At 43.8% G+C, this 22,148-nt stretch carries 22 protein-coding genes and 1 pseudogene; 5 read left to right on the plus strand and 18 right to left on the minus strand.

Annotated elements, in window-relative coordinates:
* Window positions 1-14: 14 nt before the first annotated feature.
* A complete protein-coding gene (locus JOJ89_RS20845) occupies window positions 15-1,232 on the minus strand; it encodes a TerD family protein (RefSeq protein WP_203289267.1) in 1,218 nt (405 codons plus the stop codon).
* Between the two features lie 312 nt (window positions 1,233-1,544).
* Here JOJ89_RS20845 and JOJ89_RS20850 point away from each other — a divergent pair, with 312 nt between their 5' ends.
* A complete protein-coding gene (locus tag JOJ89_RS20850; protein WP_203289268.1) occupies window positions 1,545-2,756 on the plus strand; it encodes an MFS transporter in 1,212 nt (403 codons plus the stop codon).
* 241 nt (window positions 2,757-2,997) lie between these two features.
* Here JOJ89_RS20850 and JOJ89_RS20855 read toward each other — a convergent pair whose 3' ends face one another.
* The 5 genes from JOJ89_RS20855 to JOJ89_RS20875 form a co-directional block, all read right to left on the minus strand.
* Entirely contained in the window at window positions 2,998-3,654 is a 657-nt protein-coding gene (locus JOJ89_RS20855; RefSeq protein WP_203289269.1) for a hypothetical protein, read from the minus strand.
* Between the two features lie 114 nt (window positions 3,655-3,768).
* A complete protein-coding gene (locus JOJ89_RS20860) occupies window positions 3,769-4,365 on the minus strand; it encodes a TetR/AcrR family transcriptional regulator (protein WP_203289270.1) in 597 nt (198 codons plus the stop codon).
* Between the two features lie 261 nt (window positions 4,366-4,626).
* Entirely contained in the window at window positions 4,627-5,328 is a 702-nt protein-coding gene (locus tag JOJ89_RS20865) for a hypothetical protein (protein ID WP_203289271.1), read from the minus strand.
* Window positions 5,329-5,560: 232 nt separating this feature from the next.
* Entirely contained in the window at window positions 5,561-5,869 is a 309-nt protein-coding gene (locus JOJ89_RS20870) for an HNH endonuclease (RefSeq protein WP_203289272.1), read from the minus strand.
* Window positions 5,870-6,026: 157 nt separating this feature from the next.
* Complete coding sequence (locus JOJ89_RS20875; protein WP_203289273.1) at window positions 6,027-6,395, minus strand: winged helix-turn-helix transcriptional regulator; 369 nt, start codon at window positions 6,393-6,395, stop codon at window positions 6,027-6,029.
* Window positions 6,396-6,609: 214 nt separating this feature from the next.
* On the opposite strand from JOJ89_RS20875, the gene hxlA reads away from it, so the two are divergent.
* The 3 genes from hxlA (at window position 6,610) to JOJ89_RS20890 (ending at window position 8,616) form a co-directional block, all read left to right on the plus strand.
* On the plus strand, window positions 6,610-7,248 hold the full coding sequence (hxlA, locus tag JOJ89_RS20880; RefSeq protein ID WP_203289274.1) for a 3-hexulose-6-phosphate synthase: 639 nt from the start codon (window positions 6,610-6,612) through the stop codon (window positions 7,246-7,248).
* Window positions 7,248-7,805, plus strand: coding sequence for a 6-phospho-3-hexuloisomerase (gene hxlB / locus JOJ89_RS20885; RefSeq protein WP_203289275.1), 558 nt, complete (start codon window positions 7,248-7,250; stop codon window positions 7,803-7,805). The genes hxlA and hxlB overlap by 1 nt, the downstream gene beginning before the upstream one ends.
* A gap of 94 nt (window positions 7,806-7,899) precedes the next feature.
* Window positions 7,900-8,616, plus strand: coding sequence for a 3-ketoacyl-ACP reductase (locus tag JOJ89_RS20890; protein WP_203289276.1), 717 nt, complete (start codon window positions 7,900-7,902; stop codon window positions 8,614-8,616).
* 152 nt (window positions 8,617-8,768) lie between these two features.
* Here JOJ89_RS20890 and JOJ89_RS20895 read toward each other — a convergent pair whose 3' ends face one another.
* From JOJ89_RS20895 to JOJ89_RS20905, 3 genes are read right to left on the minus strand one after another with little or no spacing between them, the layout of a single operon-like run.
* The gene (locus JOJ89_RS20895) at window positions 8,769-9,929 is read right to left on the minus strand and encodes a Ger(x)C family spore germination protein (protein WP_203289277.1); all 1,161 of its coding nucleotides are present in this window, start codon (window positions 9,927-9,929) and stop codon (window positions 8,769-8,771) included.
* Complete coding sequence (locus JOJ89_RS20900; RefSeq protein WP_242524643.1) at window positions 9,929-11,386, minus strand: spore germination protein; 1,458 nt, start codon at window positions 11,384-11,386, stop codon at window positions 9,929-9,931. The genes JOJ89_RS20895 and JOJ89_RS20900 overlap by 1 nt, the downstream gene beginning before the upstream one ends.
* Window positions 11,352-12,479 (minus strand): GerAB/ArcD/ProY family transporter, encoded by a 1,128-nt coding sequence (locus JOJ89_RS20905; protein WP_203289278.1) that lies wholly within the window; start codon window positions 12,477-12,479, stop codon window positions 11,352-11,354. Before JOJ89_RS20905 ends, JOJ89_RS20900 begins: the two co-directional genes overlap by 35 nt.
* A gap of 324 nt (window positions 12,480-12,803) precedes the next feature.
* On the opposite strand from JOJ89_RS20905, the pseudogene JOJ89_RS20910 reads away from it, so the two are divergent.
* Window positions 12,804-13,241: pseudogene (locus tag JOJ89_RS20910) on the plus strand (ferritin-like domain-containing protein); the annotation flags it as partial.
* A 184-nt stretch (window positions 13,242-13,425) separates the two neighbouring features.
* Here the strand turns inward: JOJ89_RS20910 and JOJ89_RS20915 are convergent.
* From JOJ89_RS20915 to walK, 9 genes are all read right to left on the minus strand, one after another.
* Window positions 13,426-14,079, minus strand: coding sequence for a GIY-YIG nuclease family protein (locus JOJ89_RS20915; protein WP_203289279.1), 654 nt, complete (start codon window positions 14,077-14,079; stop codon window positions 13,426-13,428).
* 71 nt (window positions 14,080-14,150) lie between these two features.
* Window positions 14,151-14,615: a hypothetical protein gene (locus JOJ89_RS20920; RefSeq protein WP_203289280.1), complete on the minus strand. Its 465-nt coding sequence runs from the start codon at window positions 14,613-14,615 to the stop codon at window positions 14,151-14,153.
* Between the two features lie 660 nt (window positions 14,616-15,275).
* On the minus strand, window positions 15,276-15,755 hold the full coding sequence (gene rlmH, locus JOJ89_RS20925; RefSeq protein ID WP_203289281.1) for a 23S rRNA (pseudouridine(1915)-N(3))-methyltransferase RlmH: 480 nt from the start codon (window positions 15,753-15,755) through the stop codon (window positions 15,276-15,278).
* Between the two features lie 82 nt (window positions 15,756-15,837).
* Window positions 15,838-15,993, minus strand: a complete 156-nt coding sequence (locus tag JOJ89_RS20930; protein ID WP_070878890.1) for a CxxH/CxxC protein — start codon at window positions 15,991-15,993, stop codon at window positions 15,838-15,840.
* Between the two features lie 52 nt (window positions 15,994-16,045).
* Window positions 16,046-17,263 (minus strand): S1C family serine protease, encoded by a 1,218-nt coding sequence (locus JOJ89_RS20935; RefSeq protein ID WP_203289282.1) that lies wholly within the window; start codon window positions 17,261-17,263, stop codon window positions 16,046-16,048.
* Window positions 17,264-17,380: 117 nt separating this feature from the next.
* The gene (locus tag JOJ89_RS20940) at window positions 17,381-18,175 is read right to left on the minus strand and encodes an MBL fold metallo-hydrolase (RefSeq protein ID WP_203289283.1); all 795 of its coding nucleotides are present in this window, start codon (window positions 18,173-18,175) and stop codon (window positions 17,381-17,383) included.
* A 5-nt stretch (window positions 18,176-18,180) separates the two neighbouring features.
* Entirely contained in the window at window positions 18,181-18,987 is an 807-nt protein-coding gene (locus tag JOJ89_RS20945) for a two-component system regulatory protein YycI (RefSeq protein ID WP_203289284.1), read from the minus strand.
* Window positions 18,974-20,314: a YycH family regulatory protein gene (locus JOJ89_RS20950; RefSeq protein ID WP_203289285.1), complete on the minus strand. Its 1,341-nt coding sequence runs from the start codon at window positions 20,312-20,314 to the stop codon at window positions 18,974-18,976. The genes JOJ89_RS20945 and JOJ89_RS20950 overlap by 14 nt, the downstream gene beginning before the upstream one ends.
* A complete protein-coding gene (gene walK / locus JOJ89_RS20955; protein WP_203289286.1) occupies window positions 20,304-22,148 on the minus strand; it encodes a cell wall metabolism sensor histidine kinase WalK in 1,845 nt (614 codons plus the stop codon). Before walK ends, JOJ89_RS20950 begins: the two co-directional genes overlap by 11 nt.

A 22,148-nucleotide genomic window follows, 5' to 3' on the forward strand; every position in this document is an offset into this window, starting at 1 on the left:
AGTCCGCGTTTTTTCTATTTATAATTATTGATAGGACCAGCATCCATAACAACTTCAACCATATGGTCAGCGCCCATTCTAAGCATTGGTCTGTACTCGGAGTTCGGCAAGCTGTACAGCTCAAGCGGGCTGATAATCACGCCGTCCGGGGTATTATGGAGAATTCCCGGCACGCACGTATAAATCCGGTCGTTGTCATTGGCATTCTTGGCGGAAATCGTAACGGAGGTTCCGCTGTGGTTATCGATGCTCATCGACACCTTGTATCTGTAAAAAGAACCTGTCCCATTGGACTGGGCAGAGTAAACGACCGGCACGATGGCAAGGATGTCGTTTGTCAGCCTTAATTTAATGACCTCTTTCTTGGTTGAAAAGCTGTTTCGTCCTACATCTCCCATGTGCTCCACCGCTCCGCCTGCGAACTTCTTGAGCGGAGGTACCCCAGCAGCCCCGAACATTGCCACATCGACCTGCCTGCCGTCCTTCGTGTAAACAAGCGCATAGATATCATAATCTGTGCCGGTCTTCCAGGACACCGTAGCCGTAATTTCCGGCGTCTTTTCAATCATGATCGACTTCTGACCCTTGTCGAGATTGATCTTGCCCTTTACCTTCTCAAGCACGATTTTTTTCTCAGGAGCAGGCGGCGCCTTTACAGGTTCTTTAACGGGCAGAGCTTGAACAGCTTTTGGAGGCGCAGCTTGCTCCTCCGGCTCCACTTCCACACCGAAATTCCTGCACAGACCATCAAGGCCCGAATCAAATCCGCGCCAGATGGACTTCGCCTTCGTCTGGCCGTTCCTCACATACAGCTCCAGCACCACGATCCCGTTTTCCTTTGAAAAACTGGAAGGCGTTAACTCAATCACCGTATCACCTGAGCGCACCTGGGCCTTTAGATTCCGCACATTCGCAAACCCTGTGCGGTTGTCCTCTGTCAGCGTAATGGCGATCTTGCTGATCCCTGCAGGAGCTTTGCTCAAATCAAACTGCAGGTTATGTATGACCGTATTTCCCGCATTCTCAGACGGTAAAAGCGACGCAACACCGCCGGGGCCATTCGGCTGATTGTAAAAGATAATCCCGCTGTCCCCCTGCACTTTATCTGTATCTGTTAAAAGAAAAGCCGTTAACGAAATGTCGATTGTATTTGACCGGTCAAAACTCACCGTCACATAGCCTTTTGGAGAGCTTAATACCGTATTGCCACCCATTTGAAGCATTGCGTTCATCTATGACCACCCCTTGTTTCTATTCATCTATCATCACCGCAGAAAAAGATTTTGCGTGCAGCTTGGCTGTCTATCATTTCACTGTAAATTATACCATTTTATTGAAATGATGCGGGTGAAAATGACTAGATTACAAAAAAGAACTGCTATGCAGCAGCCTCTCAAAGAATTCCTATTAAACTATTGAACTATGTAAGGAGAGATTCCACCAAACAATTACCAAACGTTTTATACCGTTCGCAAACCGCTTCTGTGTTATCATAATTAAATTGTTTATTCACTGCGCAAGTTCATCCAAGAAGGAAGGTCACTATGATCACTACAGAATTGACTAAGCGCCACTGGCTGCTTATTTTAACATTATCTTTATTAACATTTGTCCTCGGAACAAGCGAATTTGTCATCGTCGGAATTCTGACCGAAATTTCATCGAGTCTCGGAATCACAAATTCAAAGGCAGGCACTCTTGTATCCGCCTTTGCAATCACGTTTGCCATTGCCACACCTATCGTCATGTCAGCAACAAGCCATTTTTCAAAGCGAAAATGGATGCTGTTTTTAATCGTGGCGTTCATCATTCTGAATGCTTTGTGCATCATTTCATCAAGCTACCTCCTGCTTCTTGGGCTCCGCATGCTGACAGCCATTGTCACAGGAGTCTTGATCTCGCTTGCCATGATGGTTGCAAGTGAAACGATGCCGGCCGCAAAACGCAGTCTTGCTATCTCCTTTGTGTTTGGCGGCTTTACCCTTGCGAACGTAGTTGGCGTCCCGCTGGGCACACTGGTCGCCGGCTGGTTCAACTGGAATGCAACGTTTATGCTGACGACGCTTCTCGGGGGAATCGCCTTTTTAGCCGCATTCTTCGTCTTGCCTGATCTTCAGAAGCAAGCCCGAAGCTCGATGCGCGATCAATTCTCATTATTAACGCACCCGAGAATCCTGATGGCCTTTTTCATCCCGTCTCTCGGATTTGGAGCAACGTATGCCGTCTTTACGTATCTCGTCCCAATTCTGAAGCAGATGGATGCGCCAGGAGGCTCCATCAGCCTGATCCTGTTCGGCTACGGATTCATCTCGATTTTCAGCAACATCCTGGCAGGCAAAATCGCGAACCGCAACGCCATTGGACGACTAAGATTTGTCTTTCTCATTCAGGCCCTTGTCCTGATCAGTTTATACTGGACAACCAATCAGTTCACGCTCGGTCTGATTAACATCGGCCTCATGTCCCTGATGGCCATCTTGTTAACAACATCCACCCAGCTTTACCTGATCGACCTTGCCGGCATCTACCAGCCAAAAGCAACAGGCCTCGCCGCCTCCCTCATGCCTGTCGCAAGCAACGTCGGCATCGCATTCGGCTCCGCACTGGGCGGAATCGTTTACCATCAGGGAGAGCTGATGAATGTAACGTGGGTAGGAGGAATCGTTGCCGTCGCCGCAAGTCTGCTGACGTTCCTGAGTTATCGGTTGGATCAGAAGCAGAAACAGATAGTAAGTGAAGAGCTGCGGACTGGATGAGGGATTATAATTTTAAAAGAAGTACCACGAACATTGGGTGTTCTTTGGTACTTCTTTTTAGTTGATTCCTGCATTCACTTGCCGTTCCTGGAAGCAACGGGACGGTACCAAGGTCTTTTCTGCCACTTTTTCAAAAGATGTATATATGAATTAGCCTACTCATATTGAAATCGAAGCAACAGGGGTGACCGACGACACGATCGAGCATGCTTACTAGAGGTAAAAGAAAAGGACAAAAGAATTAGATGCTGCCATCTAGAAGTGCGTTCCATTTTAATCGGGTAGCACGTTCTACACTCCCAAGTACTGCACTGAAACCGAGCATAAGGTTTAACCACGGGGATAAAGTAATGGGTGAATGAAAGACCCCAAAACGCTCCGCTACAAAAGGAATATGAGTAATTGTATCGACTACTTGAGGGATGGCAATAACCGTTGGAATAATAATCATCATCAAAGAGATGGCGGAAACAAAACGACTTAACATAGGATGATCTCGGTCCAACCGATAGCGTCGTCCCTCGGCAGATCGCGCATCTGGCTCAAGCTGAAACACTGCCCCATCATCGGTTACGAAATGACAACGTCTCATTCCAAATACCGATGACTTGACCTCAATCCACCCTCCATCAATTTTGAAGACAGCAGGAAGTTTAGACTCTGCATAATGCTTTCCATTTAGGTATAAATTAGCCTTTCCCTTCCCATTGTCCGAGAAAAATTGTTGTATATACGAGACCTCCACAGCGAAAACGGTTTGTTGATCGACTGTGTTTTTTAAGCGGAGAAAAAATACCGAGCGGCTAAACATTTGCCACCAGCGAAAAGCTTTCAAAGAACGTCCATTTCCACTTTTTACTCGTCGAGTTGCCAGCAACCTTCTTTTATTTTTAAACAATTCCTCATTCCCCTTTATTTATGGTCTCCGAATAACAACTTGCAGTATTTTGTACAGTTTATCTCTTTATAAACAATTCAGTAGAGATTCAGCAAGATAACCAGCATTCTCTAACTATAGAACCATTTTCAAAAAGCTTTTCACCAACTTATCGCTATACTCATTTCTATCGGGGTCACTTGCAGGAACCGACATTGTACCAGCTAATCCACCTCGAATAATGGTTATAACCACCGCATGATCAAACTCTCCAAATTCTTTCGCTTGTTGACCATTCAAGAGAATTTCTTTTAAACAGACATTTAATTCGTCTTCTTTACTAACCTCTGCTTTATAATATGGAACGTTATCTTCTGTTCGTTCATTGAAGACAATTTCCAGTAACGCCGTCGTATTCATGTTCCGATTTATATCTTGATATTCTACACTCGCTTGCACAAACGCGATTAATTTATCTGTATACGTTGTTTCCTTGTTGACTTTTTCCATAATATAGTCCCGTTGTTGTTCAATAAGATATAGTAACGTATTGTTCATCAAATCTGCTTTCCCTGAAAAATGGTACGAGATTAGTCCAGTACTAACCTCTGCTTTATCAGCTATTACAGAAAGGCTGGTACTCTTGTACCCAATCTCCGCTAAAACCGCAATTGCCGCTTTCATTATTTGCTCTTTTCGTGCGTCAGCTATTAAATATTTTTTCTGTTCCATAATTCACCCCAAAGAAGTTTGATTAACTATTTTTTATTTTGATTAACCAATCAGTTTTATTTTATATATCCCTATTTATTTAGTCAATACACTAGTACTACAGGAAGCAACGGGACTGTTCTCCTGCTTCCCCAAGAATGACAAAGCACGAGAACCGCTCTTGACCTTCCGTAAATTACGAAAAATAAAAAGGACCTTTAAATTCAGATCCTTTTTATATATACTATCTTCATCCATTTCCAATCCGTTTAAACTGATCCCCTAGTAATTGAGCCTTTCCTCTATCTCCATTGTTGGAAAGTAATCCCCATATTCATTTGTTTCTTTCTCACTGCGATTCATGCTAATGGTGCCCACATTTAGAAAAGTAACGGTGAGGGTTTCCCAGCCGGTATAGAATAAGAGCTCATCCGATAAATTAGCATACCTGGATACTGCCACATCTTCTGGAGAGCCTATATCATATCCTGATAAGTCAGCTATTGCCTTTATCTCTCCATTTTCAAAAGAAAATTCGCCACCCAAGTGGTTATCTACAATTTCTTTTATTCCATCTTCTTTTATTTCTCCCCCTGGTATCTCCAGTTCATCCATGAGCTCATCTTCCTCTTTAGACTCAGCCTCAGCTTGTAGTTTCGCCTCTTGTTCCGCTGCTTCTGCTTTGGCTTTCGCTTCTGCCTCAGCTTTTGCTTCTGCTTCAGCCTCTGCTTTGGCTTTTGCTTCTTCTTGTTCTTTAAACCACGGTGCTGCTTCATCTACCTGTTGCTCCAGGCTTTCAATTTCCTTTTCCAAGTCTTTCTCTGCTGCAGTTTTTTCAGTAAGCTGTTCTTCCAAACCGGTTATTTTCGCACCAGCAGCATTCAGTTGTTCTTGGGATGGACCAATCAATGATCCAACAGTTAGCGCAATTATTGCGGTTATTACGTATGTCCATCTCTTTTTCAAAAACTTAACGATATTCAATATCTATATCCCCTTATCTTTTAATACAAGTCTTATTCATTTTACTAAAAATATAGTTAAAAAGAACTACCTTTTCGACATATTATTTTCCAAACCATAAATTTTTTTATGTGATTTAGAATCAGCAGGAGTAAGTCTACGGTTTAATCTGAATATTTTAGAAACAAAAAAGCCTGTCGCTTTTCAGTGACAGGCGCTTTCTTACTCACATATATATTTTGATTATGCCATTCTAAATATGAGCAGTTTTTCTAATCCCAGAAATATACCTTCTATCAAACTGCTCTATAGTATCAATACTAGATTGACCTTGCACAACAAATGTAGAAGAGACTTTTATTTCTAATGTTTTAGGTTTAATTGTGATAACTTCTCTATCAAAGGCCCAATGATGTACTTTACATAGAGCTATGCCATTACGTAATAAATCGCGACCTCCAGAAGCAGCGGAAGGTTCTCTACTTAAAACTCTTCTTTTTCCGATTCCTTTACGAGCTTTAAGAAGGAAGCAGGAGCAGATGCAAACGTTAATCTGTTCCAAGCATCTGATGACAAGTAATCCTTCATGATTGGCAAGCAGGCTTCCAGGTCGTTTGTCCGGTGTCCAATCACCGGGTCTGTAAGCAAGGAAAAACCAATATCACTGTACAGTTTGATGGCCCGCTATTTCTCGTCCAGGGCAACAGGCATCTTTTTTATCACTTAATTGATTTGGATCGAAGCAGATCTTCATTCCCCAATACATTTCCCATATAGTTTTTACCCCATTCGTACATGGAATCTAATATAGGCATTAGTGTTTCACCTTGTTCAGTCAGTGAATATTCCACTTTTGGGGGAACAACAGGATAGACCTCACGTTTAACGATAAGATCCTCCTCAAGCTCCCTGAGCTGATTCACTAACATTCTTTGGGTAATGCCGGGGATAAGAGATTTCAATTCACCAAATCGCTTCGTTCCCTCTTTCCCCAAATGCCAAAGTATAAGCATTTTCCATTTACCGCCGATGACAGACAGCGTCAGTTCTTTCTCACAGTTAAATAATTTCTCTTGAGTGCGGGACATAATGTGCACCTCCGTTAGTTGTATAGTACTCACTATAGCACACAGTATACTTTTTAACACTATGTAATATTTTAAGCACTATGTAAAAATAAAGTGCGTACTTTTAATTGTATTGCATATTAGTTAAACTTACATCTACAGTCTTTATTCAAACAGCAAGAAGATAAGGACTCTTAACAAATCGTCACCAAAATATCCAGTAGGAGTGATATACATGCAATTACAGCTAGCATTAGACCTAGTGAATATCCAAGAAGCCATTCAGTTGGTTAAAGAAGTTGAGGAGCACATCGATATCGTAGAAATCGGAACTCCTGTCGTTATTAATGAGGGACTTCGCGCAGTAAAAGAAGTAAAAGAAGCATTTCCGCACTTAAACGTGCTGGCCGATTTGAAAATTATGGATGCAGCTGGTTATGAAGTGATGAAAGCTTCTGAAGCCGGTGCAGATATTGTGACTATTCTTGGCGCTGCAGAGGACATGTCCATTAAAGGTGCTGTAGATGAAGCCAAAAAACAAGGAAAAAAAATCCTGGTAGACATGATTGCTGTAAAAGATCTTGCCGAGCGTGCAAAACAAGTTGATGAATTAGGTGTTGACTACATTTGTGTTCACACTGGTTATGATCTTCAGGCAGTCGGGAAGAATTCCTTCGAAGATCTTCAAACCATTAAAAACGTCGTTAAACATGCAAAAACAGCCATTGCCGGCGGAATAAAGCTTGAAACATTGCCGGAAGTAATTAAGGCTCAGCCGGATCTTGTCATTGTCGGCGGGGGAATTACCGGTAAAGAAGATAAGAAAGCGGCAGCTGCCCAAATGCAAGAAATGGTGAAACAAGGTCTACAATAATGCAGACATCACGCTTTTTAGCCAAAATTATAGAAGAACTCAGCCAATCGATACACTTGATTTCTGATGAAGAAGCCGAAAAGCTTTTAAATGGCATCCTTAGCTCGCGCAAGGTCTTTGTTGCCGGAGCCGGAAGATCCGGCTTCATGGCCAAATCCTTTGCCATGCGGATGATGCATATGGGCATAGATGCTTACGTCATAGGCGAAACAGTGACCCCTAATTTTGAAAAAGATGATGTTTTGATTATTGGTTCTGGATCTGGAGAAACGAAAAGCTTAGTATCTCTTGCACAAAAAGCCGCTGCCATTGGCGGAAAAATAGCCGTCGTCACCTTATTTCCAGACTCGACCATCGGAAAACTTGCCGATGTAACCGTCACATTACCTGGTTCACCCAAAGATCAAACAGAATCAGAATATAAAACCATTCAGCCGATGGGCTCACTATTTGAGCAGACCCTTTTACTTTTTTATGATGCGCTGATCTTGCTGTTCATGGAGAAAAAGGGATTAGATTCTGATAAAATGTATGGCAAACACGCTAATTTGGAATAGATGTGATAACCTCTTAGGCAGAGATATAAAAGAGTTCTAAAACCCTTTTGTCTCTGTCTGAGATGATTATTATCTTTATTAGGAGTGAATCGTTATGGCTTCAATAAAAGGAAAAGCAGCATTAATTACAGGAGCAGGAAGAGGCATTGGGCGATCCACTGCCATCGCTTTGGCTAAAGAAGGCGTAAACCTCGGGTTGCTTGGACTAAACCCGGACAACCTTGAAAAAGTGAAAACCGAATTGCAGGATTATGATATTAAGGTTTCTATCGCATCAGGCGATGTTGCTGACCTCGAATCAGTCACACAAGCTGTCGAGCAAATTAAATCCGAACTTGGATCCATTGACATTCTCATCAACAATGCAGGAATTGCACAATTCGGCGGTTTTCTTGAGTTATCACCCGAAGAATGGGAAAAAATAATCCGTGTGAATGTAATGGGAGTTTACAATGTCACACGTACTGTTCTCCCTGAAATGATTGAAAGAAAAACAGGAGATATTGTGAATATCTCATCCTCAGCCGGACAAAAAGGAGCCCCTGTCACCAGCGCCTACAGCGCTTCAAAATTTGCAGTATTAGGGTTGACTGAATCCTTAATGCTGGAAGTACGCAAACACAATATCCGTGTTACTGCCCTTACACCAAGTACAGTAGCCACTGATTTAGCCTATGATACCAACCTTATCAACGGAGATCCAGAAAGAGTTATGCATCCAGAGGATCTGGCTGAACTCATTGTTACCGGATTAAAACTAAACCGCAGAGTATTCGTAAAAACAGCTGGGCTATGGTCGACGAATCCATAGAATATTTATTCATATAAAATGAAAGGGATAGATGAACAGGGACGTAATGACTGTTACAATCTATCCTTTTTGTATTTTTCTTTCTATCATGCCAATAGATTTGAGACGAATCTGTATCAATTCTGAAACTGATTCTTCAATCGCTGCGATCGTTATAATTCCCCGTCTACACTCCGCTTAAATTTATAGCTGTTGAAATGCAGGATTTCCACGCTGACTTTCACCTCTGTGAGAGACTCCTGATCAAGGTAAAAGGTGGGGTTTTCCTTTAACTTTTGAAACTGCTTCGGGTGCTTTCTGTACCATTTCTCACCTGCATTCAGGATATCCAGCTTGTTTTCCACGCCTTCATCGTAGATGGATTCAACTTTTGCTTTGATATCTTCTTCAATCTGCTTTTTTAACGCACTCAATGTGAGATCAATCTGTACTTTTTCCAGGAGATCGGCACTGACTGATACTTCTACAGAGAACTTTGGCTTTTCTGCCGTTTCATCATACTTGATTTTCATCTTCGGCTCCCCAAGCTTGACTGCAGCTGCAAGCTTACCCGCCTTTTCGACCCTCTGATCGACAGAAATTCCCTTTTCAGTCAGCCAATTAATGATGACTGCATGCTCTAAAGGAATGTCTTTCTTATACTCCTGGTGCTGAAAGACGGAAAATCCATTGAGATACAAGACCGGATAGTCCTGATTGGCCTTCCAGCTGCCTTCATCAATTTTTACAGTCGGGATTTTTGCCGTTCCCATGGGCTCATAATAGTCGCGCAGGAAATCCATCATCGTAATCGCTTTTAATTCATTCTGTGCCAATTGATTGATCTTCGCCTTAAAAAGGACTGTGTAAATGGCAGGATAGTTGAAGAGAGCCGGCATATTGAAGACATCCTCGATTTTCTCCTCTGTTGTAAATACTTTCATGGTCGGCCGCAGGGAACGATTCCTTCCGACTTCCTCCAGTACTTCACTGGCCTTGCTTTGGAGGAGACGGTTCGTCACCAAAAGCGTATTTACGTGTCCGAAGTAAAGGGGCGGTTCGGATTTTCCGTAGAGCTTGCTAACTGCCAGATTCATGGTTTCTCCTCTTGCCGTGGCGATATAAATCGGGATCGGCTCTACCGATTTCGCGCCTTCCTGCTTGGCGACATTGGCAAAGTTCAGCCCTTGAAGGTAGACGACATACTCTTCCTCTGTCTCATCAAAGTCCATCCCAATTGCCACAATATAGGTAAGATCCTGGATATTCTTTATCCCTGAACATCCTGTAAGAAATAGGACACAGCTGAGAATGACTGCTTTCACCTTGCCCATTATGACTGGTCCCCCCTTGTGGAATCATTTGGATTGGTGGAGGTCGTTCGGGATTTATAAAATTGGATGGGCGCCCTAAAGAATGATTTGATGCCCTCCTTCAAACTGATAGGAGCCAGTGAACCAAAGTATGGAGCGCCAAAGGACGTCAGGGTTGAAAAATAAAATACGATTAATATAAACCCTAACACTACACCGAACAATCCAAGGAAGGTACTAAGGATAATTGCACCGAATCTTACGATGGTAATGGCAGAACTAAGCGATTGATTCACCAGGGTGAAGGAGGAAATATAGGTGATGGCCGCAACGACCAGCATAGTCGGCGAGGTCAGGCCCGCCCTGATTGCAGCATCTCCCACAATCAAGCCTCCGAGAACGGCGACAGTTTGGCCGATTGCGCGCGGCAGACGCACTCCCGCTTCATTAAACAGCTCAAAAAGAAAAAGAATGACAAACATTTCAAAGGGTGCGGATAAAGGCAAGCCGAACCTTGAGACAGAGATGGTCGCCACAAGGAGGTAAGGAATCTGCTCAATGTTAAAGGCGGAAAACGCAATCCAGATGCTCGGCAAAAAGCCGGATACCATGATGCCTATTACCCTGATGATTCTCTCCAATGACACATAGGCATAGTTGATATACGTGTCTTCAGGAGATTTGGTCTGCAGCAGCAAATTGATTGGTGCAAATGAAACAGTCGGATTGCCATCGACCAGAAGGGCAAATCTGCCCTGGTTCAAAACCTGAACGATAAAGTCCGGCCTTCCGGTAAAATCCATCGTTGGAAAGACGGAATATGGAGTATCCCGCACGGTGGATTCCAATTCATAAATACTTGTCAAAAGATCTAACTCTACCCCGTTCAATCTTCTCCGCACTTCATCAAGAACGTTTGGATCAATGACATCTTCCAGATACATGAGGGCCACTTTTGTGTTGCTTCTTTTACCGATTGTAAATTTCTCAAGGCACAGGGACGTTGTATTAAGCCTTCTTCTGATCAGAGAGATGTTTGTTCTGATATCCTCTACAAACCCATCCTTTGGGCCTCTGATGGATGTTTCCAGCGACGATTCCTCCGGCTGGCGCTTCGGGAAATCCCCCGCCTGAATGCTTAAAAGCCTATCATTAATAAGAAACAGCACTTCTCCTTCAAAAAGCAGCTGAGACATCTCATCTGCCGACTGAGAAGTAACATCCTCCGCCTGAAACCGTGCCATGATTGTCTTCTCTACCGTACCCTCATGGACCTCTCCAAGCTTAGGCAGGATCGATTTATTCATGAAATTGCCGTCAATTAAGGTATCCAGATAGATGAGTTCAAAGCTGCCAATCTCCGTTTCGTGCTTCTTCCAGACCAGATCCTGACTTTTCAAGAACTTCCCCTTCAGCCCCGCTGCTTTCTCTGCCGTACTTTCCTTACCATGTGGAGTTGATCCTGGTGTCATTGCCATGCTTTTCATCCCTTTTTTTGATTACGAATATAAGTAGCGCTGATAGTAGTATCTGGATTAAAAAGAATGCCATGCATGCCGGAAGAAAGTAACGATAAATGACTTGGGTAAAGGTATAGGTGTCAACATCGATCATAATGGCCGCAAATAAAAGAAGATACATGATGATGACAAGCTTGGTATTCAGCCTGTAATGCTGTTTTTTCTTTGCAAAAAAGGCACCAAGCAAATACATGAACAAACCGATACGGATGACAGCCCCGCTCAGCCACTGATACAAAGCAAAAAAATCGAGATGGGAGATGTAGTCCCCAATCTTCAGGATCCGCCACTGTTCATAGGCCGGATAGCGGAAGGTGACTGCTTCCGTTGGCCCGAATTCCATAATGGCGGCGGTAAGAGGACCTAGAATCAAGCCAATCAGGATAATCAGAAGCACAAGAAGCTGATGGAACTTAATCCGCGCCTGGGAGAAGGGCTGCAGGAGGATGACAAGATAAATTTCAAGCAGACCTGACAGCGTGTAAATTCCCCCTTTTATCACAGGCTCATAGCCTTCTGCAAGTAAAGGAAACAGAAGCTGCGGGTCCTTCAGGCTCGTGTTCGTAACGGCTATGAAAATCCCAAAAAGCATCACAAGCGGCAGAAGAAAGCCGCTGGATATCGCCATGGTTCTGATTCCAGCCCAAGTAACGGCACAACAGACAAGAATGAGCATGATATTAATCATCAGCAAAGAGGCATCCGCCAAAAAATACGCGTTCAGCCATATCACAAGATCCTTGAACGTTAAATACGAACTGCAAAACAAAAATAGAACGACCGGAAGCGATAAAATGGCGGAGAATACCTTGCCGAACCGGTTCCTGACCATACTAAAAAAACCTTCATCCGGACAATTTTTAACAACGTAGGAAACAAGCCATAAAAGGAATAAAGCCACCGGAAAGCACAAAAGGACACTCAGCCAGCTGTCCCTTCCTGAAGCGGTAAGCAAATTCGGGATGAGAATCACGTGATTAAGAAGGCCGGTGGAAAGAATCAGGAGCGTAAACAGCTGTCTCGGTATAAGGATTTTCGTTAGACTTTGCATAGGCATCTCCAATGTACAGATTTACCTTTTTATGGTTGCCGGAGGGTTGGTTTATTATGTAAAAAAAGAAGGAATAAGAACGCTGGGGGGTTCTTGATCCTTCTTTTTATGTCATGATCTTCGAATAAACCTTACATACGTGTCCTGTTTTAAATCAGTTATAAAAACATACGATGTCCTTACACCATCCTGATTAGAAAACATATGCTGAACCTAAAAATGACAACAGGGAGGGAAATGTTCACCGTGTATGTATATAACAGCCAGCCATTTTATTATGCTCCCGCCGGGACAGTTCACATAGCAGGTCATGCAAATCTTTATAGACAAATCGAAGATTTTGGTGCTAAAGGAGCTCTAAACGCAGCAACGCTGTCTTTTCCTCAAATGCTGACTTATGCCCTTCAGGACGAATATCTGGCTCAAGCAAGATATAACAACATTCTAGGAACCTTTGGATACATCACTACATTTGCACGAATCAAAGAAGCAGAACTGAGACACATAAGCGCATTACTGCCACTCTTTGAACGCTATCAAGTGCCTATACCTGAAGACACATCACAGTCATTCGTGACAACTCCCCCAAACATTAAAGCAGCCTATGCAGCCGGAGTTCAAGGGGAAATCGACAATATCGGCATGTACAACAGATTCTTGACTTTCAATATCCCAAATGATGCGAGACTGGTTTTTACTCAATTGCGAGATGCTTCACTTAATCACCTGGCTGCTTTTGAGAGAGGGGTTGAAAGATGTTAGGAATTTTCCTATTATTTTTAAGTGTTTAAATATGGGCCTTTCATAGTCAGACTAAACATCAATAAAGTTAAAACACCAAGAGAGTGCATTCTTCAGTAGAAGTAGACTCTCTTGGTGTTTATTTTTAATTGTTACTCATGTTATTTATGATACAGCTCACCATAGCATAACTAAGTGCGGTTTTTCATACACTATGCTCGCCATTTATAAACTTTACGATTTCTAATATTTCTGATGGATTCGTATTAAACCATTCTTTACCTGGGGAGTGTTCAATATGTTTTCCTCTAATTTTTAAAATGGAATGTATTATTAATTCTAATAAATGTGGTTGGTCTGTTTTTAGTATAAATTCTATATTAGGTATTTCCGGAAGCGCTGTAGCAGCTTGCGACAATACTCTTAATTTTGGATCTCTTTCCGATAATCCAATTTTACATGGCCAACTTAGCTCACCTTTTAGATTTGCTAGTTCCCTATAACTCTCAAAATAGTAAAGATATATTGTTGAATTTCCTTCTCCGAACTCCTGATATTCTTTCCTTTCTTGTAATAGATATTCTTTTTCTAAAACATTCATTTCTTCTACTAAACTTACATCATCAATTTCTTTCTGATAACCACCTATTTCCCAAAATCCATGCGATACATTTTTAGCTAATTCTTTTTTAGCCAAATTTGTTAAAGCTTTTTTAACTGACCTGGGAAAATCGACTGCATCAGGAGTTCTGCCTCCTTGATCCAAATGAAATTTTAAAACTTTTGTTACAATTTCATCTCTTTTAATTAGTTTACCGTTAAATAACGTTAAAATAAGTTCTTCAATGATTCTGGGCATTATAGGAATATTTTTATATTTATATTCTTCTATATCAATACACCTTCCTGTTAAAAATAATCTTATAGAAATTACACATAGTGCTCGTTTTCATTATAATGACCAGAAGACGTACCATGTAAATACTTGTTCCTCAAGTCATGCCCATTTATAAAATTGCTTTTATTCAAATAATAATCTATATAATTAGCTTCTTGCCTTGTTAATAATTTATTTTCAGCAACTAAAGCTCCTTCATTCAATAGCTTATCAACCTCGTGCTTTAGATTATCAGAAAGCTTATTAGATACAACTACACCTTTATTATAGATATAATAATATATAAATGTTCGATCCCTATTTACTAACACTATTTCATTACTTTCATTTACCGCTACATAATCATGGTCAATTAGCCAATCTAAAGACGGTTTTTGATAATCTTCTATATCTTGTAAATACAGCTTATCAGCATTCAACCTTTCAATAAACGTATTATATTGTCTATCTCCATACTTAGGGAAATAAGTAATATTACTTTGGTCAGAAAACATCATATTATATAAAGGTATCTGTGATTTGTTATACTTGGACATTCCGAAAATGGTAAAAGCTTGCTTTCCATTTGAATCAGCTCTTCATAAATGTAACCATCCTCTAAATAAAACCTATATCACTTAATTATACTTTCAATAGTTGTAAATATAGATTTGCACTTTTCAAAGTTCGGATTATCTGCAGGCTGTAGAATTTACAAACTCAAATATGTAAATAAAGTTGTTCAGTAACGTTGGATTATCAAGATTTGTTTCTAACCATTTTTTATCAACTACTAATCCTACTCTACTTAATGTGAAAAAATGTTTTACGGTACCCTCTACATTTTCTTTGAACTCGACTACTATATCCGTTCCAAGCCCATTTCCATCTTTAAAGAGTTCACTTTCTAGTCTTTCGCTTACTCTCCTATTGATAGCTCCTCGTAAACTTCTTTAGCCTTATCTAGCATATATCCTTTTGCCAAATCCGCCCCTTCGTAGTACTTCACACCTTTGTATCTTTCATTTTCCATGATTCTCCCTTCTTTCTTTTATATTCTATTACAAACATCTAGGCTATTTTTCTACTTTGATTACTAAAGTTGAATGGGAGTTGTCACTTTTTAAGTTGATTATTCTGCTCCTATTATTAATTTTTTTTTTTGCTAAACATCTCATTTACTTATGATACGGCTCCCCCCGATTAATCCGAAAAGCCCTATAAATCTGCTCCACCAAAATCAATCTCATCAACTGATGCGGAAACGTCATTTTCGAAAATGACAGGGTATCATTCGCTCTCTTCATGACCTCATCGCTCAATCCCAAAGATCCGCCAATGACAAACGCCACTTTGCTCTTGCCATATGTAGCAAGCCGGTCCAGATCAGCTGCAAGCTCCTCGGATGATTTCATTTTCCCTTTGATCGCCAGCGCGATGACGTGGGTGTCATCAGAAATTTTTGAAAGGAGGCGTTCGCCTTCTTTTTGTTTGACCATTTCCATTTCGGATTCGCTGAGGTTTTCGGGTGCTTTTTCGTCCGGGAGTTCGATGATGTCGACTTTGGCGTATGGTGTTAGTCGCTTGAGGAATTCGTCGATTCCTTGTTTCAGGTATTTTTCTTTTAGCTTGCCGATTGTGCAAATTGTGATGTTCACAGGCTATCCCCACTTTGTTTCAGATTACCAACAGATGTTATCCACATTTGTGTACAACTTATCCACATTTAGTGTGCGAATATTAGTTCCCCACTATATATACAGCAGGGTTTGTGCACAATTCACAGGTTGTGGATAACTTGTTGATTTCTCTGATTTTTTCGATTTCTGGAGCTATTTCGTGCTCGTCTACATACATATCTATCGCTAATTCAATGTGTTCTTCGCAGCATTTCATGTTTACTACTCCTTTATCAACAGATTGGCTAACAAGAAAAAACAGGAGAAGTTTACCCCTCCTGTTCTTCTCCGAGCTTTAGCTTCACTGATTTCTGTTTTCCTTCACGGTAGTAGGTGATGTCGATTTCTTCGCCGACTGACCGTTTATAGAGCTGCTTGCGCAGGTCGATGATGTCTTTGATTTCCTGCCCGTCAAATTCGGTGATGACGTCCATTTCTTTTAAGCCGGCCTGGCCTGCAGGGGAGACCGGGTTCACGCTCATTACGACAACTCCTGATAACACTTTGTCAGGCAGCTTGAGCGTCTGTTCCCAATGGTAGCTTGAGACTTCGTTTAAGGATCTCATGCCGATTCCTAGGAACGGGCGTCTGACTTCGCCGTATTTCTCAAGGTCTTCGATGATCGGTACAGCAAGGTTGATCGGGATTGCCAGACCAATTCCTTCAACCGCTGATTCGGCGATTTTCATGGAGTTGATGCCGATGAGCTTGCCGTCGATGTTTACGAGCGCCCCGCCGCTGTTGCCGGGGTTGATGGCTGCGTCTGTCTGGAGGACTTCCGCGTTCCAGTCGACTTCTCCGTCCTGGTTCGAGTCGACCGGAATGGCGCGCTCGGTGCCGGAGATGATGCCCTGTGTGACAGAGCCCGAGAACTGGAGGCCAAGCGGGTTTCCGATGGCGATGACCGGTTCTCCAGGTCTCACGTTGTCGGAGTTGGCAAATTCGGCGACCTGCTCGACTGCTTTGCTTTCGGATCTTAGAACAGCAAGGTCCATAAGCTCGTCGCTGCCGAGGACCTCAGCAGGAATCCGCGTACCGTCGCTAAGGCTGAGCTCGATTTGCGTGGCTCCTTCGATGACGTGGTAGTTGGTGACGATGAAGGCACTTCCGCCTTCTTTTTTGTAGATGACACCTGATCCGGTTCCGGCTTCTCCTTTTTCATTCCAGAATCCCGCTTCCTGGATGTTGACGACGCCAACGACCGCTTTTGAGACGCTGTCTACCGCCTTCGTGACCGCCGTGCTCACATCCACGGAAATGTTCCGGGATGGAACGGTCGAGTTCGGTGTTTCGTCCTCTGTATCCTCCTCGTCCCCGCCGAGGGCGAGGTCATAAGGAAGGATGTTCATGTTGGCAAGGATCGGAACGGAAAAAAGGACGAGCAGGCCGCCTAGGATGGCGCCCAGCAACCCGGGCAGAAATTTGCCGCCGCGGTTGCCTTTTTGCTTCCGGTTGTAGTGTTCATAGTCCTGATCATAGTACCCCATTGGTTATCCCACCCATCTTTTATGTAGCGCGAAAGCTCCTTTTTAGCAGGAGCTTTTGCAGGACGTAATATAGATTCAGTATACCCAAGGATCTTCAAAAAAACTCCAATTTCTGTGCTAAACAAGCACAAGGGGGGTGGGGGTTTTCGGGTCTGTGTCGTAAAGGTCGAACTGCTCTCCCGGCATGTAGCCTTTGCCCTCAAGCGTCTGCTGGACGGACATCCGTGCGAGCTCTTTCATGTTGTTGTCTTTGCTGAGATGGGCAAGGTAGATGCGTTTCGTGTTGTCGCCGATGACATCGGTCATGGCAAGCGCCGCGTCTTCGTTTGAAACGTGGCCGACATCGCTAAGGATCCGGCGCTTGACGCTCCACGGATAGTGCCCCATGCGCAGCATGTCCACGTCATGGTTGCTTTCGAACACGAAGGCATCCGCATTGTGGATGATGCCTTTCATTCTGTCGCTGACATATCCGGTGTCCGTGATAAGAGCCAGCTTTTTCCCTTCGTGGTGGAAGGTATAGAACATCGGCTCGGCTGCATCATGGGACACGCCGAATGATTCGACGTCGATTCCGCCGAATGATTGAACGGTCCCGGTCTGGAAGATGAATTTCTGATCGGGATGGATCGCACCGATCAGTCCTTCCATTGCCTGCCACGTTTTTTCGTTGGCGTAGACAGGCAGATTGTACTTGCGTGCCAGGATGCCAAGGCCTTTAATGTGGTCGCTGTGCTCATGGGTAACAAGTATCCCGGACAGCTTATTGATTTTTCTTCCGATCTGCTGAAACAGGGCTTCCATCTGCTTGCCGCTGAATCCGGCATCAACGAGCAGCGAGTGCTGATCTGTTTCGACATATGTTGCATTTCCCGTGCTTCCGCTTGCGAGAACACTGAATTGCAGACTCATTGCGTTCACTCCAATTTTTCATTAGAACGGATGACCTGTCCTTCTAATGCATTTACGTAATAATCCTCCGAATCATTGACGACGATGTGCCAGGTCGGGGCGAGGATCTGTTCGCCCGAGAGCGGGAACGGCGTATAATAGCCGAACTGAACCTCTGTCACCGTACTGTTCGGTTTTAAGTCATTCTTGTTGTAAAGGGCCTCAAGCGCCTTAATGGCAGGAAGCGTATCCTGCTTGCCCTCAAGGTCCTGGATGTTTTCAAGCAGCGTCTGCTCGTAACTCACTAGCTGGTTTTTATCATTTAAAAACAGTGTCAGCATCCCGATTTTCTGGTCGGCTGACAGGTCCTGAAACACAAGCCGGTCATTGTATGTCTGGATGTAGATGATCGTGTTTTTCACGTTGTCCGTTTTCCAGAAGGCATATTGGTCGCCTGAGAGAATGTTTTCTCTGACGATTTGATTAAGCTTGCTTTGTGTGTTCGTTTCAGGCAGGGTGAAGGGCTTTTCAAATTCCGCCCGCAGGGACGTGATTTTATCCTCGAGATTCAGAACGTCCTGAGCAGGGAGGGACTTCAGCTCTTCATCTGTAAACACCTTGCTTTCAGCCGTAATGTAGGCGCCTGTTTCATTGCCTTCCGGAAGCTTCTTGTACGTAATGCCCTCTGCCGCAAGCTGCTCCTCGATAAGCGGCTCTTTAATGACATCATACCGGCTGTTGGTGATGACGATATTGAAATATTGAATGGCCAAGAAGGTGTTTAGGACAAGGAAAGCCAGAATGAAAATGGTTTTCGTTTTACTCCAGTCCATCGCTGTTCCCTCCAAGCGTTTCGGTATACAGTTTCACGTATTGGCCGCCCGTTGTTTCAGCGTACCAATACGGTTTGATGGCAACGATTCTCGGTTCTGCTGTTGCCGACATTTCATAGGCAGGGAAGACCCGCTTTACTTTGTCCGGTTCGATGCTTTTTTTCTGCTTCAGCTGGCTGACAATTTCTTTGCTTGAAAGCATGTCGACAGAGCTTGGGTTGTAGCCTGAATTCAGACGGTAGAGCGGTCTTGAGTAGGTGGCGATTTCATTATCTCCCCAGCGCATCGCGATCTCCGTCGGGCCGAATGTTTTTGAGTTGTTTTCAAAAACGGGAATGGAATCGATCATCAGACGGAATGAGACGAGCTGGCTGTCGGGGTTCATGTTGTAGAAGTGGTACTCATCCGTCCATCCGCCGTGATCATTTAAAAACTCGATGCTCTGTTTCATCGCTTTTCCCCGTTCAATAAACATGCTCGGGTCAATCGTCGGGTTCACAAACCGCAGCCGCTCCTGGCTCGGGTAGATCGTCAAAAGACTCGTTCCATCCGTATAAACGTTTTGTGTCGGCTTCATTTCCCGGCGGACATAATCGGGATTCGTAAAGAGCGCCCGTTTGAACTCTTCTCCATTGACGGAATTGATGATATATTCATTCTCATCAAGGGCAATCCGCTCCTCAGGAAGAAGCAGGCGATTGTCTTCTGAAATCACCTCAGGCACGAAGCGGTCAAGGTTTTCCCGCTTTTCAATCACAGACGCAATGATGCCTTTGGCGTTCTCATTGCTGATGGAAGCTTCATAGACGAGTCTTTGCTCCATTGAAATAAACAGGATTTTTTGAAACGACCCGTTTTTTCCGCTTGGAAGGACAATCCGGTCAAATGAAGAGTAGATGGTCTTTTGAGACTTGTATTGAAAAATAGACTGAAAGAGTTCAAACGGAACTTTGTCGCTGAAGAGAAACTCGATCTTTCTTGATTCGCTTTTCCCCGTCAGCCACTCATCCAGCTCATCTGCCGTATATTTACCGGAAACATTTTTCACTTCGCCTATGTTCCAGTTTTTCAGTTGATTCCAGACAAAGTCGATCCGTTCAGGCCTGTAGGTGCCGTAATGCTCTGCTTTATCATGAACCATCATCTGAAAAGGACGGATGACGTCCTCCGGTTCATGCTTCACGTTGCTGATCGGCTCGTTTTCAAGATACTGGCTGCTGTCGATAAAATCGTAGTTCGGCTTAAACGTCCAAAGGTTGTAGGTGAAAAACACGCTTCCGCAGACGAGCAGCACCAATATAACGGTTTTTATATTTTCACGATTCATCCCACTCATCCTCTTGATCCCTTGTAAATGGAAGGGTAAACAGGATTGTGGTCCCTTTGCCTTCCACGCTTTCCGCCCAGATTTCACCGTCATGGGCCCCGATCATTTCTTTTGCGATGGCAAGCCCCAGTCCTGTGCCGCCAAGCTTTCTCGTTCTTGCCTTATCCACGCGGTAAAACCGCTCAAAGATCTTATGCTCTGTTCCTTTTGGAATGCCCATGCCCTGGTCGGTAACGCTGATCTGCAGCATGTCATCAATGATTTCTGTCTTAAAAGTAATCAGTCCGCCCTCTGGAGAATATTTCAGGGCGTTGGAAATAATGTTGTCTAGCACCTGTGTTATTTTATCAGGATCAATATCGACATAAAGCTTTTCTTCCGGCAGGTCGCGGAGGAAGGAGACATGCTGCTCTTTCGTCATTTCAAACCTGTCGATAATCTGGTTGAAGAAGGCTGTGAAGTTGACCCACTCTTTGTTGATGCGGTAATCTTTGCTGTCGAGCTTTGACAGCTGCAGAAGATCGTTGACAAGGCGGATCATCCGCTCGGTTTCATTTTGCGTTACATTCAAAAACTGCGGGGCAATGTCCTTGTCTTCCCACGCGCCGTCAGCAAGTGCTTCAAGGTAGCTGCGCATCGTCGTAAGCGGCGTCCTCAGCTCATGTGACACGTTCGCAACGAATTCGCGGCGTTCCTCGTCAATTTTCTCCTGCTCCGTAATATCGTAGATCACGGCAATCAAACCGGTGATGCGTTTTTGCTCCTGCTGAATCGTCGAAAAGTTGACCTTCAGGATGTACGGTTTGTCCTCTGTACTTGCATCAAGGATGAGGGAGTCCTGCTGGTCAATTAAACTATCAAACGTATATTCATCGTCAATGCCGAGAACCTTTGTAATCGGAACATCAAGCACCGTTTCACGTGAAACGTTCAGCATTTCTATCGCGGGACTGTTCACGAGAATCACGTCGCCTGCGCGGTTTGTCGCGATAACGCCGTCCGTCATATGGGCAATAACGGAAGCAAGCTTTTTCCGCTCGCCTTCAGTGGAAGCCTGCGCTTCTTCAAGCTTGTCTGTCAGGTTGTTAAACGTCACCGCCAGCTGGCCGATTTCATCCTCGCCGTAAACGCGGACTTTTCGCGAGAAATTCCCTTTGGCAAGTTCCAATGCCTGCTTTCGCATATCGGACATCGGCCTGGTAATCGTCCTAGCCAGGAATACGCCGAGAAGTGCCGTAATTGCCAAGGAAATACCGGTTCCGGTCGCAAGAATCCCGTTGATGACCCGCATTTGAGAAAAAACTTCTTCCATCGAAGCGACTAGATAGAGGGCGCCAATCGTTTCCTGATTGATGTTTTTGATCGGTGTGGAAGAGATTTTCACGCGCCTGCTTGTTGGTTTATCTATATAGACTTTCTCGTCCGGCTTTTCAAAGACAAGCGTCCGTTTGACAAGCACCTCTGTCGTGCGTTTGCCGATAATGTCGCTGTTGTTCGGATCAGATGTCGCAATGACGCGGCTGTTTTTATCAATGACACGGATTTCCTGGATTTCATCCTTTGCGAAATCCTTTAGTATGGCGGTAATGTCTTCTTCAAGAGTGGGGAGGGTTCCGGTCGGATCCTCCGTCCTCTCCTTGGACATTTCCTGCTCGATGCTGTAGTTGATGAAATTGATTCGCTGCGTAATGGATGTATTGAAATTTTCGGTGAGGGACCGTTCAAGCTGCTGAACGAAATAGACACCGATAATCTGCATGGCAATCATGATCAGGAGTACATAGACCATGACGAATTTGAAATGGATGGATCTGAAAAAACCGACTTTGTTCAT

The organism is Metabacillus sp. cB07 (assembly GCF_016839225.1).
GTDB lineage: Bacteria > Bacillota > Bacilli > Bacillales > Bacillaceae > Bacillus_P > Bacillus_P indicus.

Excerpts from the sequence above, each read along its gene's own strand:
- JOJ89_RS20845 (WP_203289267.1), bottom strand. The coding sequence starts at position 1,232 with ATGAACGCAATGCTTCAAATGGGTGGCAATACGGTATTAAGCTCTCCA.
- JOJ89_RS20850 (WP_203289268.1), top strand. The coding sequence starts at position 1,545 with ATGATCACTACAGAATTGACTAAGCGCCACTGGCTGCTTATTTTAACA.
- JOJ89_RS20860 (WP_203289270.1), bottom strand. The coding sequence starts at position 4,365 with ATGGAACAGAAAAAATATTTAATAGCTGACGCACGAAAAGAGCAAATA.
- JOJ89_RS20875 (WP_203289273.1), bottom strand. The coding sequence starts at position 6,395 with ATGTCCCGCACTCAAGAGAAATTATTTAACTGTGAGAAAGAACTGACG.
- hxlA (WP_203289274.1), top strand. The coding sequence starts at position 6,610 with ATGCAATTACAGCTAGCATTAGACCTAGTGAATATCCAAGAAGCCATT.
- hxlB (WP_203289275.1), top strand. The coding sequence starts at position 7,248 with ATGCAGACATCACGCTTTTTAGCCAAAATTATAGAAGAACTCAGCCAA.
- JOJ89_RS20890 (WP_203289276.1), top strand. The coding sequence starts at position 7,900 with ATGGCTTCAATAAAAGGAAAAGCAGCATTAATTACAGGAGCAGGAAGA.
- JOJ89_RS20895 (WP_203289277.1), bottom strand. The coding sequence starts at position 9,929 with ATGGGCAAGGTGAAAGCAGTCATTCTCAGCTGTGTCCTATTTCTTACA.
- JOJ89_RS20900 (WP_242524643.1), bottom strand. The coding sequence starts at position 11,386 with ATGGCAATGACACCAGGATCAACTCCACATGGTAAGGAAAGTACGGCA.
- JOJ89_RS20905 (WP_203289278.1), bottom strand. The coding sequence starts at position 12,479 with ATGCAAAGTCTAACGAAAATCCTTATACCGAGACAGCTGTTTACGCTC.
- JOJ89_RS20915 (WP_203289279.1), bottom strand. The coding sequence starts at position 14,079 with ATGCCCAGAATCATTGAAGAACTTATTTTAACGTTATTTAACGGTAAA.
- JOJ89_RS20920 (WP_203289280.1), bottom strand. The coding sequence starts at position 14,615 with ATGATGTTTTCTGACCAAAGTAATATTACTTATTTCCCTAAGTATGGA.
- JOJ89_RS20930 (WP_070878890.1), bottom strand. The coding sequence starts at position 15,993 with ATGAAATGCTGCGAAGAACACATTGAATTAGCGATAGATATGTATGTA.
- JOJ89_RS20935 (WP_203289282.1), bottom strand. The coding sequence starts at position 17,263 with ATGGGGTACTATGATCAGGACTATGAACACTACAACCGGAAGCAAAAA.
- JOJ89_RS20940 (WP_203289283.1), bottom strand. The coding sequence starts at position 18,175 with ATGAGTCTGCAATTCAGTGTTCTCGCAAGCGGAAGCACGGGAAATGCA.
- JOJ89_RS20945 (WP_203289284.1), bottom strand. The coding sequence starts at position 18,987 with ATGGACTGGAGTAAAACGAAAACCATTTTCATTCTGGCTTTCCTTGTC.
- JOJ89_RS20950 (WP_203289285.1), bottom strand. The coding sequence starts at position 20,314 with ATGAATCGTGAAAATATAAAAACCGTTATATTGGTGCTGCTCGTCTGC.
- walK (WP_203289286.1), bottom strand. The coding sequence starts at position 22,148 with ATGAACAAAGTCGGTTTTTTCAGATCCATCCATTTCAAATTCGTCATG.